Genomic DNA, 15517 nt, shown 5'->3' with positions numbered 1-15517 from the left:
CTTTTTTTTAAAAATTATCTAAAAAGAAGTAGTGGTTTTTTTGACTTTTCAAGCATTTTTGATGTGAAACTTCCAAAAATAACACTTTTTAATCTATTATGACTATATGCACCCATTGCAACTATATCTATACTATTTTCTTCTTGATATTTTAAAATCTCATCAATTTTATCACCTTCCAGTGAGGCTGTTTGCACTTCAAAATTTGCTTTTGCAAAAAGATTTTCAGCCTCTTTTAAAAGTTTTTGGGAAGAGTCTTTATCTTTATTCACATTTACAATGTGTCTATCTATATTTGGAAAAATAGGCTCTTTTGTAGCTATATTGATTGCTTTATTGGCAAAATCAGAACCATCATATGCCATTAAAATAGATTTTATACTTGTAAATTCAGAGTTTACAAGTAATATTGGTATATTTAAAGCTCTTATAATATCTTCAATATTTTTATGATTTGAACTTGTTTTATCAAAACCAATTATGGCTAGGTGAGTCTCTTTTTCTAAATCTTCAAGATTTTCTTCAAAGTTACCATGTCTTTGTAGAGAAAAGTGATTTTGAATACCTTGATTTTTTACATATTCTGTAAAAGTTTTTAAAAGATTTTTACCATTTTTTATAAGCTCTTTACTCTCTTGTTGTTCTTCAACAGTTAGTTCTTCAAGTAGATTTTCCCTAGAACCAAGTCCTATACTTCCTGATAAATCAACTTTTTTTGAGATATGTTGATGGTCAATTACATTTAATAATAGTAATGGAAGATTAAGAAGTTTAGAGATATAAACTCCATAATCACAAGCTGCTTTACAAAATGAAGAATCATCAATACATACTAAAACTTTTTTTGAACTCATTTTTAGTGTCCTCCCATTACTTTTTCAATTTCTTCTGGATCGTCGTGAATTCCAAATCTATCAATAATAGTTTTACTAGCTTCATTTTGTCCAATTATTTCAACTTCAGCACCTTCTCGTCTTAATTTTATAACGGCTTTATCTAAAGCATAAACAGCAGAGATATCCCAAAAATGAGCTCTTGTTAAGTCTATTATTACTTTGTCTAATACCTCTTTAAAATCAAAAGTTTCATAGAATTTATCAGCACTATTAAAAAATACTTGACCTACAAATTTGTAAGTTTTAGCACTTTTATCTTCATTGTAAAAGGTTTCACTATACATAAAGTGAGAGATTTTGTTGGCAAAAAATAGCGAAGCTAATAGTACACCTGAAAAAACTCCATGGGCTAAGTTGTGGGTATAAACTGTTACACAAACAGTTGTTAGCATTACAATATTTGTAGATAAAGGAAGAGTTTTTAGATTTTTAATAGAACTCCAATCAAATGTTCCAATTGAAACCATAATCATAACAGCAACAAGTGCAGCCATTGGAATTACAGAGATAATATCACTTAAAAATACAACCATAATAAGTAAGAAAAAACCAGCAAGAAAAGTAGATAATCTAGTTCGTCCTCCTGATTTTACATTTATAACAGATTGTCCAATCATGGCACATCCAGCCATCCCACCTAAAAGCCCTGAAGCAATATTTGCAATACCTTGCCCTGTACATTCCCTATTTTTATCACTTTTAGTATCTGTTAATTCATCAACGATAGTAGAAGTCATAAGTGATTCTAAAAGACCAACAACTGCTAGTGAAACAGAATAAGGTAAGATTATAAGCAAAGTTTCAAGGTTTAATGGAATATCTGGAAATAAAAATATTGGCAAGGTATCAGGTAATTCTCCCATGTCTCCAACTGTTCTTACATCAATTCCTAAAAAAACTACAATAAGAGTTAAGGTTATAATAGTAACAAGAGGCGAAGGGATGATAGTACCAATTTTAGGTACATATGGAAATAAATAAATGATAAAAAGTCCAAAGGCAGTAAGTGCATAAACATACCATGTTACATCAATAAGTTCTGGAAGTTGTGCCATAAAAATTAGTATTGCTAAGGCATTTACAAAACCAATTACAACGGCTCTTGGAACAAAACTCATAAATCTTCCAAGTTTTAAATAGCCTGCCATTATTTGAAAAATACCAGTTAGTAAAGTTGCAGCAAGAAGGTATTGTAATCCATAATCTTTTACTAAAGTTACCATTACAAGTGCCATAGCTCCAGTTGCAGCACTTATCATTCCAGGACGACCTCCCACAAATGATATAACTACTGCTATACAAAATGAAGCATAAAGTCCTATTTTGGGATCCACTCCTGCTATAATCGAAAAGGCTATTGCTTCTGGAATTAGGGCAAGGGCAACCACAAGTCCAGAGAGGGTATCTCCTCTTATATTACTAAACCATTCATCTCTTTTAAAATATTTTTTTACCATCTTTTCTCCACTAATTTTTAAATCTAAAATTTATAAATTTGATTGTTTTTCTTAAGTTTTGAGGGAAAAATCCCCAATAAGAGTATTTTTGTGGAATTGTAGCCAAAAAGATTAAAATCACAAAATTTAAATATCTTTATCATAATTGTTTTGGGAAAATCAATTTTACAGTTGTTCCAACATCCTCTTCACTCTCTAGGCTTATTTTTCCATTGTGATTAGATATGATTTTTTCAACAATTGCCATACCAAGTCCTGTACCACCTGACTCTTTATTTCTACTTTTATCGGTTCTATAAAATTTTTCAAATACCTTTTTTTGTTCTTCTTTTGCTATTCCTATACCCTTATCTTCAATACTAATTATAAAATCACTTTTTTCTTCGTAATTTCTTATTATTACGTTAGAGTTTTCATGGCTAAATGAAATGGCATTTTTAAGGATATTTTTTATAGCTATTTTTAGTAATTTGGCATGTCCTTTTATTTGAAAGATATCTTTAATTTGTGATTCTATTTTTATATTTTTTAATTTTCCATAGGCTTCTAACTCTTTTATTGCTTCAAAACTTATTTCATCTATATAAACATCTTCTTTCATATCTTGCATGTTATTTTCATTTTTAGCCAAAAAAAGTAAATCATCAATTGTTTGTTGTATCATTAGAACTTCATCCATACAAGCTTCTAAAGTGCTTTTGTACTCTTGGGTAGTTCTATCTTTTCTAAGTGCAATTTCCAGTTCTCCTCTTATTATGGTAAGTGGAGTTTTTAGTTCATGGGAAGCATCACTTGAAAATTGATTTATTTTATCAAATGAGATCTCAAGTCTTTCCAGTAGATTATTTATCTCCTTTGATAGTTGGGATACCTCATCCTTTGAAGTTCCGATTTCTAATCTTTTTGATAGGTTAGGAGCATTTATATTTTTTAAGTCTAAAAGTATTTTTTCAACGGGAGCTAGTGATTTATAAATTAAAAAATATCCTCCAATAATTGATAAGATTAGTATAATAGGTATAATAAAGACTAAGATATAAAATAGATCTTCCATAGTGTGATTTAGTATTTTATAGTCCGTAGCTACTTGTAAAATATAATTTTGTTCATCTATTAAAAACTTTATTTCACCCACAATAAATTTTTCATATTCTTCAAAGTGAATAGTATTTTTTTGAATACCATGAAAATAAAGGGGTATGGATTTTGGGAAATAAGATGGATTTATAACTTCTAGCTTTTCACTTTCTTTTATTAGCCTAATAAATAAGGGTTTAAATTTATATTCATTTTCCTCATCAAAATTTAAAGAAGAGAGGTCATTTTTACGGTCTAAAATATCATCTAAGATATCTAAAATAATTACTTTTAGTGAAGTTTCTATTTTATCCAAAGTTGATAGATGTAGTGTTTTATATATGGAAAATGATAAAACAATTAAGATAATTGCTTGAATTAAAATATTGTAAATTAATAGTTTTCTTTTAATTGATAGACTATTCTTCATTTATCTTAAATCCCAATCCTCTGACAGTTTTAATAAGTTTCTTTTCAAAGGGTTTATCTATTTTATTTCTAAGTCTATAAATATATACATTTACAACATTACTTATATTTGATTCATCCATATTATTAAGCATAGAAGCAAGTACAGTTTCAGATAAAACTTTATTTTGGTTTTTGATTAGATACTCCAAAAGTGAAAACTCTTTTGCTGTTAATGTTATATTTTCTTCTGCTCTTTTTGCTGTTTTAGCAAGTAAATCAAGCTCTAAATCTGCTATTTTTAAAGTAGTTTGAGTTGAGTTAGTACCTCTTAATTGCACTCTAATTCTAGCTAGTAGCTCTGAAAAAGAGAAAGGTTTAGGTAAATAATCATTTGCTCCAATATCTAAACCTCTTATTTTATCTTCTACGCTATCTCTAGCTGTTAACATGATAATTGGAGTATTAATGTTATTTTCTCTTAATTTTTTACAAACTTCTATTCCATCAATTAAAGGAAGCATAATATCAAGTAAAATTAAGTCATAGCTATTTACACTTGCTAAATATAATCCCTCTTCACCATTGTATGAATAGTCAACACTATAAGACTCTTCTTCTAAGCCTTTTTTCAAAAAGTTTACGATTTTTACATCATCTTCTATTATTAAAATTTTCATTCGATTATTCTACACTTTTTGATGTTAATTTTAATAAAGTAATTTCACTAGATGCTTTATATCTATAGTTTATACCCCAATATCCCAAACCTTTATTTACATAAATTGCTGTTTGTTTTATATAAAAAATTCCAGCTAAAAAAGGCTGAAAAAGTTTTACAAAATAGTGAAAAGGATAAATCTGACCACCGTGGGTATGCCCACATAAAAAGAGTTTGGCATTGGCTTTTAAAGCAAACTTATAATCTTTTGGTTGGTGTGCTAAAAATATAGAATTTTTTTGCTCACTTAAAAAGTTTATAACTTTGTTTTCTTCTCTTTTGATTTTGAAAAATTTTGAAAATCTATCACTAAGTCCTGCAAGGGCTATTGAACAATTTTTATATTTAAAAAAAGTGCTTGTATTATCAAGTAGTGTAAAATCTTTTAGTAAAGTTTTTAATCCAATAATTCCATAAAACAAGTCATGATTTCCACTTATATAAAAGACTTTTTTTTCTATGTTGTTTAAAACTCTTAGTTTATCTTCGATATGTTTAACTCTACAGTCAATTATATCTCCTGTTATAACTACAAAATCAGCTTCACATTTGTTGCAAAGCCTTACTAGCTTATGAACACTTTTTATGGAAGTTTTTTTATTGATATGTATATCACTAAGATGAAGTATTTTTAAGCCTTCTAAATCATAAGACTTTACAAATACTTCAACTTCATTTAGTGATGGTAAGTTCATTAAAATATCTTTTCCAAATCATCTTTAGTGATGAAGAAAATAGTTTTTATTACCCCATCTTTTAGTTTATATACTGTTGATTTACCCTCTTGGCTTTTAAATCTTTTGTCCTCTTCATCATAGATTAGTAAAACATTATGTTTATATCCTCTCATTTTTGGTAGGGCAAACATTTTTGTAATAATTGAGGGCATTCCAGAAATATTGGCAATAAATGCTGCATGATGATTTTTCAAAAAATCTTTATCTTTTGAAGATAAAAATTCATTAACATCTTTTCCTGTATCCTTTTCAAAAGATACAACTAAAGTCTCTATTGAACTATCAATTGTCTGTTTTTCATCAAATTGATTTGGAAGTGAAAAAGTTCCTATGTTTTGATTCACTTCAAAACTATTTGCATATAAAAATAGTGCAAATAAAGGGATGAGTAAAAGTTTTTTTAACATTTACATTCCTTTTACAAAATTAAACGTATATTTTATATCAATTTGATTTCTAACAGTTAAAAAAAACATTGTTGGTGGTTCTAATCCAAAATCTGTTAGATTTATAGAAAAATCACCTTTCATAGATAGGTTATCTCCCTCCGCGATACTTGCAAGAGAACTTATTTGTTTAGTTTGATTGTTCATCTTTAAATCACCATTGATTTTATATTTGTCATCAACTTTTTCAATTGAAGTAATATTAAAAGATATAGTTGGCACAAGTGAAGATTTTAAAACTTCGTACATATGTTTATCTCTATCTTTATTATCACTTACAAGTGATGAAGAGTTGATAGTAAATTCTCCTTTAATTGATTCTATTGAATCACCTTTTTCTACTTTAGTTATGATATCTTTTGTTTCTGGGTCAATAGTATTATCTCCAAAAACTTCCGTATGGGCTTGAATTTTTCCATCAAGCAACTTTAACTCACCTGCATTTGCAAATAATGCAAATAATAAAACTAAAACTAATTTAAACATTTTTTCTCCTTTGATTGAATTGTTTCTTGTGAATTTAAAACTTTTATTAGTGAAACTAAAAATATAATTGGAACAAAAAGTATAATATTTTCTAAGGCTACAAATAAACCAGCCCCAGATGCCATCCATCCTATAAAAACCATATATACTGCTAATACTTTTAAGTCTTTTTTTAGAAGTGATTGTAAGATGGTTACATTGTAATAAGAGATTACAAATGGATAAATAATAGATAATAGAAGTGGCTCTTGTAAAAAATAAAATAGATAACTAAGTGCAAAAAGTATTATTATAAATAGCTCTTTTTCAAGCTTTTGTATGTTCAGTTTTAAAGCTGCAATTACACCTAAAATATGAAATATAACTATTTCAATTGTATATCCACCTCTCCAAATAGGAACAGTTAAATCCCTAGATAAGGTTTCAAAAAGTGCAGAATCTAAAAATATCCATAAAACCATAACAAACAATGAGTATGATTCAAAGTTTGGATTATCTTTTATCTCTTTTAATTTAGGAAGTTGTGTTGAGCAAAGTAGGGCAATAAGAGTAAAAGCTATCCCAATAAACTCTCTTTTTGAAGCATCATAGTTAAATAATAGGGTTCCAATTCCATAAGAAATACATAAGGCAAAACCAATTTCAAGGATAGTTGCTTTTTTTAGTTCATTTATAAGTAATGGTGCCAAGGCTCCAACACTAATTCCTACCAAAAATAGTTCTAGATTTGTAAAGTTTGGATAAAAAAATGTCAAAAATAATTGCATAGTTAAAAAGATAGTTATTTTTTGTTGAGCTGGAATTTTTATATAGTAACTTAATAGTGAACCAAAAACTCCTCCTATAGGTAAAAATGCAATAAGAAAAATATTAGATGAAAAATATTCCACAATACCAGTTTGTGCAATAAGCAAATAGTAGCAAAGCTCAAATGCTATAAAAAGTGTAAGTGCTATTTTTGGCATAAGTTCTCCTTGTAAAAAAATAGTAGAAAAATAGAAGCAAAAGTGATATCAAAAAGAGAAATCATAAGTGCTTCTATTCCTAAGGTTTTGTTATAAAAAAGAGCAAAAAAGATTGAGCTTATTATTACTCTTGTTATAACAGTTAGTTTTGTAAGTACTTGTTCATGCTCTTTGTATATAAGAGCAAATAAATGAATAATTCCTGTGGTACTTACAAAGGCAAAAACTATATATTCATAAGTTCCTGTAAATGAAAAACCAAGTAATGGATAAGTAAAACTAGCAAATAAGATTAAAAATACTCCTCCAAATCCATCTGCTAATACTCCTATTAGATTGTATTTTTGTAAGTTTGTAAGCTGTAGTTTAAAAGATATGAAACTAAACAGTGATAGAAGTGTTATAACTCCAAATATACTTCTATATGTCCAAAATGCTTGTACATTTCCATGAATAACATTTGCTTGTACAAAACCAGAGATACTTAAAACTATAAAAATACCTAAAAGTCCTCCTAAATATAAAACATAAAAAGATACTTTTTTTAACTCTTTTACATAAGATACAAACATAGCAATTACCATAAAAAATACACCAATTCCCATAGCAACGTGGGCATGGGCAACTATTAGGTCATTTCTATGGAAAAGCCATCTAAACTCAGGAATAAACAAAATATTCCCCTCAACATCTACGAATAAAAATGCAAGTATAGAAATAAGTAGAGCCTTTTTTGCAAAAGTTTCAATTTGTGCATCTTTATACCATCTGTACAAAATAGGAATATATAAAAAAGTTAGCCATTGAAAAAACCACTCTTGTTCATATGTTAGATGTCCTATAAAAGTTCTATATAAAACAGAACCAAAATAAAACACAGTAGGAATAATCCATAAAATATTCCATCTAGCTTTAAAGGTACCCTCATTTAGAAGTTTGATGATGAGGTAATATATTGGAATCAAAGATAAACTCATACCTAAAGTATTGTCCCCATGAGGTCCAGAAATTGTACTTTCAACTTGTCCAATAACAGGATTCATCAAAATCAAAAGTGCAAAGGGAGCAATTACTACAATCCATAAACAAACCTTTATCCATAAAGGAATAATTTCATAGGCTTTTATATATTTGTATAAAGCAATTATATAAAAAAGACCAGAAAGAGCAAGAATAAAATTTAACTCATAGGGAAAGTCATAAAAAGCTAAGCCTCTAGTATTTCCAAAAAGAAGTGAGCTAATCATAAAGACTAAAAAGATATACCAAAAAATAGTATAAAGATTTAAGTAGTGTAATCCTTTTTCACTTTGTACTCCCTCTTTATTTATAATCAAAAAAGGTAAATATGAAAGCATCAAAGGAACAAATCCATATAATATAAGACTTATATGAAGTGAACGAATATTTGATGGTAATAAAGTGCTAGAATCAATAGAATAACCTAAAAGATTTATAGAGTATAAAATACCAAAGAATAGTGCTAAAAATAAAAATACAAGTGATATTTTAAAGTGTCTATTTACAAAAGTATCAAAATTATGCAAGTTGTCCATCCTTTACTTCGTAGATTTTATCAGCCATTTGTGCTAGTTCTTTATTGTGTGTTGCTACAACTATTGTCATACCTTCACTTGCTAGTTTTCTAAATAGTTCAAATACTATTTGCGCATTTTTAGAATCTAGGTTTCCTGTTGGTTCATCTGCAAATAAAACTTTTGGAGTATTTATAAGTGCTCTTGCTATGGCTACTCTTTGTCGTTGACCTCCTGATATTTCATTTGGAAACTTATTTGCTAAGTTTTTTATATCAAGTAATTCAAGAAGCGTATTTATTTCTTCTTTTGTAGCTTTTTCATTTGCTAATTTTATATTTTCAAAGTTATTTAGGTAATTTATCAAATAATGAAATTGAAAAATAAAACCAATATTTTTTTGTCTAAAATTATCTATATTTTTAATATCAGCATAATTACTATTTTCAAAGCTTAACTTCCCACTTGTTGGTTTAAGAAGTGTTGAAAGAATCGAAAGTAGTGTAGTTTTACCACTACCACTTTCTCCCACCAAACAGATAAATTCACCTTTTTTTATTTGTAAATTGATATTTTTTAATGCAATATCTCCATTATAATTATGGCTTAAGTTTGAAGCTTGGATAATCATATTTTATCCCCTTGCATTAAAATTATTGGGTCAATTTTTGAAGCATTAAGGGCTGGAATGATTGAGCCTAAAATTGCCATTGAAAGTGAACAAACGAACAAATAAAAAGCTAAAGTAGATGAAATTTCACCATTTACATATCCATGAAAAAGTGATGAAGTTCGTATAAAATATAAGGCAATCCAAGAGATAAAAAAGGCACTGATGAAACTAAAAACTCCCAAAATAGTACTTTCACTCATGATTTGCAAGATTATTTTTTTAGTTGAAATTCCTATGGCTCTTTTTATACCAAATTCTGTTTTTCTTTGATTTATAGTTATACTCATGATACTAATGATTCCAAGAAGTCCCATACAAAAAGAGATTAGACCTATAAGATTTGATGAGGTTTTTATGATTTTAAATTGATTGTAATTATCCACAAAGTTTTGAGTTGATTTTGCTTCTATATCTGAACTTAGGGTTTGTATTTTTGAGATAAGTTTTTTGATATTTGTATCAATTTTACTATTTACCATTATCATTGAAGCACTTTTATTAAAAATAGAACTAGCATCAAAGATATTTAAAACCACCCCTCCATTTTCAAAGCCAATCTTACTTTCATAAACCCCTGATACCGTAAATTTTTTATCAGCTATTTGAATAGTTTTTTTATTTGAAAGCGAGTTGTAAATTGATTTTCCCACAAGTACTTCATTTGCTTTTGGATAAGAACCTTGTGTTAATTTATAGTTTTCAAATCTATTTTCTGTAACTCCATAAACAGCAACAATAGGTAACTCTTCAACAGGACTTGCCCCTACGATTATGGCTGAAGTTTTTTGTACTTCTGGTAACTCTTTTATTTTTTGTAGTAATTTTATATCTACATTTGAAAAAAATGTATCAGAAATTTTTGCTTGGGTAATAATGACATCTCCATCGCTTTTTAGCATATTTGAATACATGGAAATAACCCCATTTGAAATAGAGCTAATAAGAAAAATAGAAGTTATGGAAAAGATTAGACTTATGTATATTAAAGTTGTTTTTAGAGGATTTGCTTTTAAAGCTTTTATCGACATACTTAACACATATTTCCTTTTTTATTTTAGGAAATAATATAGTTTTTACATGACGCCTTTATGAATGGAATATGAATTTTTATTCATATTCCATTAAAATATAGATAATCCTGTTTTAGTAGTAAAAAGTTCTAGCGCTTTTGTTCCAATTAAAGAGTTACCATGTTTATTTAATTTTGGAGAATAAACACAAATTCCCATTTTCTTAGGAACCACTGCAACAATTCCTCCTCCTACGCCACTTTTACCTGGTAATCCAACTCTGTATGCAAAATCACCACTTGCATCATAGTGTCCACAAGTAAGCATTAAAGAGTTTATTCTTTTTGCTTTTGATACGTTTATAATAGTACTTTTCGAAAATGGATCTTTCCCATGATTTGCCAAAAACAACATTGATTTTGCAAGTTGTTTTGTATTCATCATGATTGAGCATTGTTTAAAATATGTTTGAATTACATCATCAACAGGATTTTTTATATTGCTATAACTTTTCATTAAATTTATAAGTGCAAAATTTCTGAACCCATGTCCAAGTTCAGACGTAAAAATTTCTTCGTCATTTGCAATAGTTGTATCATTTGAGACTTTTCTAATGAAATTTAAAATTTCATTAAAGGCATTTTTTCCATAAATTGAAGATAAACAATCTGTTGTAACAATGGCACCTGCATTTATAAATGGATTTCTAGGAATACCACTTTCATACTCCAATTGAACTAAAGAGTTAAAAGGATCCCCAGAAGGTTCATGTCCAACTCTTGTATATAATTGTTTACTATAGTGCTCTAGGGCTAGGGTGAAAGTATAAACTTTAGAGATACTTTGAATAGAGAATTTTTTATCACTACATCCAATATTAAACTCTTCTCCCTCAAGAGTTATTAGGCTCATGGCAAAATCATTTTCATCTGCTTGGGCTAGCATAGGTATATAATCAGGAAGTTTTCCTCTTGTAAAATACTTTTGAATTTCATCTTGAATTTCTTTTAAAATATTATTAAAATCCACGCTATTCCTTTAATTTTTTTATAATTATAACTAAGAATAGAGTATAAAAAGTAGTTTTTTATTTAAAAATTGAGTTTATAAAATGTTATTAAAATGTAATCAGATTTTAGATTACATTAAGTTTTAAGAGAATTTTGGATATAATCCGCAAAATTAATAGGCTTATTTTTAGAAAAAGTAAGAGTTTAACAAAAATTATCATAAAGAGAATACATGAGAGACATCAGAAATATTGCCGTAATCGCGCACGTTGACCACGGTAAAACAACCTTAGTTGATGAGCTGTTAAAGCAATCAGGAACTTTCGCAGCACACACGCAAGTTGATGAAAGAGTTATGGATAGTAATGCTATTGAAAAAGAAAGAGGTATTACTATTCTTTCAAAAAATACTGCTATTGACTATGAAGGTGTAAGAATTAATATTATTGACACTCCGGGACACGCCGATTTTGGTGGAGAAGTTGAGAGGGTTTTAAAAATGGTTGATTCTGTTTTATTACTTGTTGATGCGCAAGAGGGTGTTATGCCTCAAACTAAGTTTGTGGTTAAAAAAGCACTTTCTTTAGGACACAGACCAATCGTTGTTATCAATAAAATTGATAAACCAGGTGGAGATCCAGATAGAGTTGTTGATGAAGTATTTGACCTTTTTGCTCAAATGGATGCAACAGATGAACAACTTGAGTTCCCAGTTGTATATGCAGCAGCAAGAGATGGATATGCAAAACTTGCATTAGAAGATGCAAATGAAAATTTAATTCCATTATTTGAAACAATATTAAAAGAAGTTCCAAAACCACAAGGTGATGATGCAAATGGTTTACAACTTCAAGTATTTACTCTTGATTATGATAATTTTATTGGAAAAATTGGTATTGCTAGAATCTTTAATGGAACTATCTCTATGGGAGAAACTGTTGTTTTAGTTAAAGCAGATGGTGAAAAAATTAAAGGAAGAGTTACAAAACTTATTGGATTTAAAGGTGTTGATAGATTTGATATTAAAACTGCTGGTACTGGTGATATTGTTGCCGTTGCAGGTTTTGAAACTATTGATGTGGGTGATTCACTTTGTGACCCGACAAATCCAATGCCTCTTGATCCTATGCACATTGAAGAGCCAACATTATCTGTAACATTTGCAGTTAATGATTCTCCATTAGCTGGAACAGAAGGTAAGTTTGTTACTTCAAATAAAATTGATGAGAGATTAAGAGCTGAGATGAATACTAATATTGCTATGAATTATGAGCAAATTGGTGAGGGTAAATTTAAAGTTAACGGAAGAGGTGAGCTTCAAATTTGTATCTTAGCAGAGAATATGAGAAGAGAAGGTTTTGAGTTTAGTATTGGAAGACCTGAAGTTATTACTAAAGAAGAAGATGGTGTTAAAATGGAGCCATTTGAACACTTAGTAATCGACACTCCAGATGAATTTTCAGGTGCAATTATTGAAAAACTTGGAAAAAGAAAAGCAAATATGACAAATATGGTACCAATGGGTTCAGGTTATACAAGGCTAGAATTTGAAATTCCTGCAAGGGGATTAATTGGTATTAGAACTGAGTTTTTAACTGAAACAAAAGGTGAGGGTGTTATGAATCACTCCTTCCTAGAGTTTAGACCATATTCAGGTACAGTTGAATCTAGAAAATACGGAGCACTTGTTTCTATGGAAGCTGGTGAAGCAGTTGGATATTCGATTTTTAACTTACAAGAAAGAGGAGTAATGTTTGTTAAGCCTCAAGATAAGGTTTACGTTGGTATGGTAATTGGTCAACATGCAAAAGACAATGATTTAGATGTTAATCCTACAAAAGGGAAGCAACAATCAAATGTAAGGTCTTCTGGTGCTGATGAAGCTATTAAGTTAGTTCCACCAAGAATTATGTCCCTTGAGAATGCGTTAGAGTGGATTGAAGAAGATGAGTTAGTTGAAGTTACTCCGAAGTCTGTAAGAGTTAGAAAGAGAGAACTTGATCCAACAGTTAGAAAAAGAACAGCTAAAAAAGCAAAATTCGACTAAATTTAGAATTACTAAATTTTACGAAGGGAAGAGCTTTTTGGCTCTTCCCTTTTTTTATGTCTAAATTTAATTAAAAGGGAAAATTGATGTCCGATGATGTTTCGAAGAGGATGAAAAAATTTAAAACAAAAATATAAATAGGAGAAGTTTTTTCTCCTATAAAAAGGAGAAAAAATGAATATAAGTAATACAAATATAAAAGACTATATAATTTTAGCAACTATCTATTTTATAACTATAACTGGTTCATTAATAGCAGTTACAAATTAGTAAAAGGTATTGAAGTAAAACTCAATGCCTTTTTAGATTTAGAATAATTTTGATTAATATATATAATGCCAATAAAAAAGTTATAGCATTTGCTAAGATAACTGGATGGTTTTTTATATATATTCCATAACTAAGCCAACAGAATACTCCAATAGTAAATAGTGAAAATGTTAATAAAGATAAATCATCTGTTTTATTTGATTTATATATTTTATAAACTTGTGGCAAAAAGGCTATTGTTGTTAAAAAAGCTGCCAAAAAACCTATGACTTCCATTTAATTTCCTAAATTAATTTTTATGATTATATCCTAATTATTTTAGCACTCATTAAAATAAATTGCTAAAAATATTAGCAGTTACTATTGACAAGTGCTAAAAAATGTGTTATTATTTCATTAACTTGATAGGAAAGTTATCAAGAAATATTTTTTTAAGGAGTTTAATATGTTAATTACTAGATTTGACCCTTTTAAACAATTTAGAGAATTGGAAAAAGATTTTTACAAATACCCTTCAAATGAAGGAGTAAGTGGTTTTGTTCCAGTTGTTAATACAAGAGAGGGTGAGTTTGCTTATCACATTGATGTTGATTTACCTGGAGTAGATAAAAAAGATATAAAAGTTGATATTCATAAAGGAATATTGACAATTTCTGGTGAGAGAAAAACAAAAGCAGAAATTAAAGAAGAAGATTATTATAAAGTAGAAACATCCTTTGGTAAATTTTCAAGAAGCTTTACACTTCCAGATAATGCAGATGTAGAAAATGTGGAAGCTAGTGGAGAAAATGGAGTTTTGGAAGTGGTAATCCCTAAATTAAGTGAAGAAAAACATAAAAAGATTATAGAGATAAAATAAGAGGGACTTACTCCTTCTTGAAAAGGAGAAATAATGAAAAGAATAAAAACAGCAGTAGTAGAAAATAGAAAAGATTATTTGATAACGCTATCAATTTATATGGTTACTATGGTAGCAACATTTTTGTATATTGCTCAGTAAAAGCTTGATAATAAATATTATAGATTATAAATATGTTTTAGGAGGTGCTCTAATTTTTGGTATAAATTATATTTAAAATAAAAGCACAGTTTTTTTGAGTATTGGAGAGAAGCTTGGTTTTCTCTCCTTTTTATTTTCATAAAAGCAAATCAATAATTATCACTTATAACAATAAAACCCCTATTTAATTTTATCAAACCTTGATGTTCTAGTTTTTTTAGATTTCTACTTACTGTTTCCCTTGTCACTCCTATTATAGAAGCTATTTTGTCGTGAGTTATTTTTATTTTATCTAAGCCTTGTACATAAAGCCAGTTTAAAAGTTGTTGTTCTATATTTGAAAATTTTATATCAGCTAATAGTGAGATTAAAGCTGTGATTCTTTTATTGACACTTGTCATTTTAAACTCTCTAAATGATGGAGAGTTATTTATAAGGTAATTAATGGTTTCTTTTGGGACTAGCCATCCTTCGATTGCTGTTTGAGTTATGGCATTTGCTATTGTCTTTTGTCCAGAGATGGTACTAAAAAGATTTACAACACATTGACTACCTTTATTTAATTCATACAGGGTCATCTCTTCACAACTTAGCTCATTTGGTTGGATATAAATTCGCACAGTTCCACTTTTTAGAAAAAGCACATCTTCGCAAATATCCCCTTTATAATAAAGGATATAATCAGAAGGTAAAATTATCTTTTTTGCACTATTTTGTAGTTTTTCTATCTCTTCGTTTGATAAATCTTTAAAACAGTGATACTCCAAAAGTTCCATATT

At 28.5% G+C, this 15517-nt stretch carries 16 protein-coding genes; 2 read left to right on the top strand and 14 right to left on the bottom strand.

Going from position 1 to position 15517, the window contains the following annotated elements; translation table 11 throughout:
- Positions 1–14 precede the first annotated feature (14 nt).
- From ACQY5W_RS01820 to ACQY5W_RS01765, 12 genes are all read right to left on the bottom strand, one after another.
- Positions 15–854, bottom strand: coding sequence for a universal stress protein (locus ACQY5W_RS01820; protein WP_428023228.1), 840 nt, complete (start codon positions 852–854; stop codon positions 15–17).
- Between the two features lie 2 nt (positions 855–856).
- The gene (locus tag ACQY5W_RS01815; protein ID WP_428023227.1) at positions 857–2353 is read right to left on the bottom strand and encodes a SulP family inorganic anion transporter; all 1497 of its coding nucleotides are present in this window, start codon (positions 2351–2353) and stop codon (positions 857–859) included.
- Between the two features lie 139 nt (positions 2354–2492).
- Positions 2493–3860: a sensor histidine kinase gene (locus ACQY5W_RS01810; protein WP_428023226.1), complete on the bottom strand. Its 1368-nt coding sequence runs from the start codon at positions 3858–3860 to the stop codon at positions 2493–2495.
- On the bottom strand, positions 3850–4518 hold the full coding sequence (locus tag ACQY5W_RS01805; RefSeq protein WP_428023225.1) for a response regulator: 669 nt from the start codon (positions 4516–4518) through the stop codon (positions 3850–3852). Before ACQY5W_RS01805 ends, ACQY5W_RS01810 begins: the two co-directional genes overlap by 11 nt.
- A 4-nt stretch (positions 4519–4522) precedes the next feature.
- On the bottom strand, positions 4523–5254 hold the full coding sequence (locus ACQY5W_RS01800; RefSeq protein ID WP_428023224.1) for a metallophosphoesterase: 732 nt from the start codon (positions 5252–5254) through the stop codon (positions 4523–4525).
- The gene (locus ACQY5W_RS01795; RefSeq protein ID WP_428023223.1) at positions 5254–5703 is read right to left on the bottom strand and encodes a hypothetical protein; all 450 of its coding nucleotides are present in this window, start codon (positions 5701–5703) and stop codon (positions 5254–5256) included. Before ACQY5W_RS01795 ends, ACQY5W_RS01800 begins: the two co-directional genes overlap by 1 nt.
- Positions 5704–6228, bottom strand: a complete 525-nt coding sequence (locus ACQY5W_RS01790; protein ID WP_428023222.1) for a YceI family protein — start codon at positions 6226–6228, stop codon at positions 5704–5706.
- Positions 6216–7193: a hypothetical protein gene (locus tag ACQY5W_RS01785; protein WP_428023221.1), complete on the bottom strand. Its 978-nt coding sequence runs from the start codon at positions 7191–7193 to the stop codon at positions 6216–6218. The genes ACQY5W_RS01790 and ACQY5W_RS01785 overlap by 13 nt, the downstream gene beginning before the upstream one ends.
- On the bottom strand, positions 7181–8749 hold the full coding sequence (locus ACQY5W_RS01780) for a hypothetical protein (protein WP_428023220.1): 1569 nt from the start codon (positions 8747–8749) through the stop codon (positions 7181–7183). The genes ACQY5W_RS01785 and ACQY5W_RS01780 overlap by 13 nt, the downstream gene beginning before the upstream one ends.
- Positions 8733–9359, bottom strand: coding sequence for an ABC transporter ATP-binding protein (locus tag ACQY5W_RS01775; RefSeq protein ID WP_428023219.1), 627 nt, complete (start codon positions 9357–9359; stop codon positions 8733–8735). Before ACQY5W_RS01775 ends, ACQY5W_RS01780 begins: the two co-directional genes overlap by 17 nt.
- Complete coding sequence (locus ACQY5W_RS01770; protein ID WP_428023434.1) at positions 9356–10429, bottom strand: ABC transporter permease; 1074 nt, start codon at positions 10427–10429, stop codon at positions 9356–9358. Before ACQY5W_RS01770 ends, ACQY5W_RS01775 begins: the two co-directional genes overlap by 4 nt.
- Positions 10430–10522: 93 nt before the next feature.
- Positions 10523–11440, bottom strand: coding sequence for a glutaminase (locus ACQY5W_RS01765; protein WP_428023218.1), 918 nt, complete (start codon positions 11438–11440; stop codon positions 10523–10525).
- A 213-nt stretch (positions 11441–11653) separates the two neighbouring features.
- Between ACQY5W_RS01765 and typA the strand changes: the two genes are divergently transcribed.
- Positions 11654–13468 carry a translational GTPase TypA gene (gene typA, locus ACQY5W_RS01760; protein WP_428023217.1) on the top strand — a complete coding sequence of 605 codons (1815 nt, stop codon included), beginning with the start codon at positions 11654–11656 and terminating at the stop codon, positions 13466–13468.
- A gap of 291 nt (positions 13469–13759) precedes the next feature.
- Here the strand turns inward: typA and ACQY5W_RS01755 are convergent, their stop codons facing one another.
- Positions 13760–14014: a SemiSWEET family sugar transporter gene (locus ACQY5W_RS01755; RefSeq protein WP_428023216.1), complete on the bottom strand. Its 255-nt coding sequence runs from the start codon at positions 14012–14014 to the stop codon at positions 13760–13762.
- Between the two features lie 169 nt (positions 14015–14183).
- Between ACQY5W_RS01755 and ACQY5W_RS01750 the strand changes: the two genes are divergently transcribed.
- Positions 14184–14597 carry an Hsp20/alpha crystallin family protein gene (locus tag ACQY5W_RS01750; RefSeq protein WP_428023215.1) on the top strand — a complete coding sequence of 138 codons (414 nt, stop codon included), beginning with the start codon at positions 14184–14186 and terminating at the stop codon, positions 14595–14597.
- 290 nt (positions 14598–14887) lie between these two features.
- Here the strand turns inward: ACQY5W_RS01750 and ACQY5W_RS01745 are convergent, their stop codons facing one another.
- Positions 14888–15514 carry a Crp/Fnr family transcriptional regulator gene (locus tag ACQY5W_RS01745; RefSeq protein ID WP_428023214.1) on the bottom strand — a complete coding sequence of 209 codons (627 nt, stop codon included), beginning with the start codon at positions 15512–15514 and terminating at the stop codon, positions 14888–14890.
- Positions 15515–15517 lie beyond the last annotated feature (3 nt).

It is taken from the genome of Arcobacter sp., from assembly GCF_050300555.1.
Taxonomy (GTDB): Bacteria; Campylobacterota; Campylobacteria; order Campylobacterales; family Arcobacteraceae; genus Arcobacter.
Note: the sequence above shows the minus strand (reverse complement) of the source record. Positions and strands in the feature narration are given on the sequence as shown.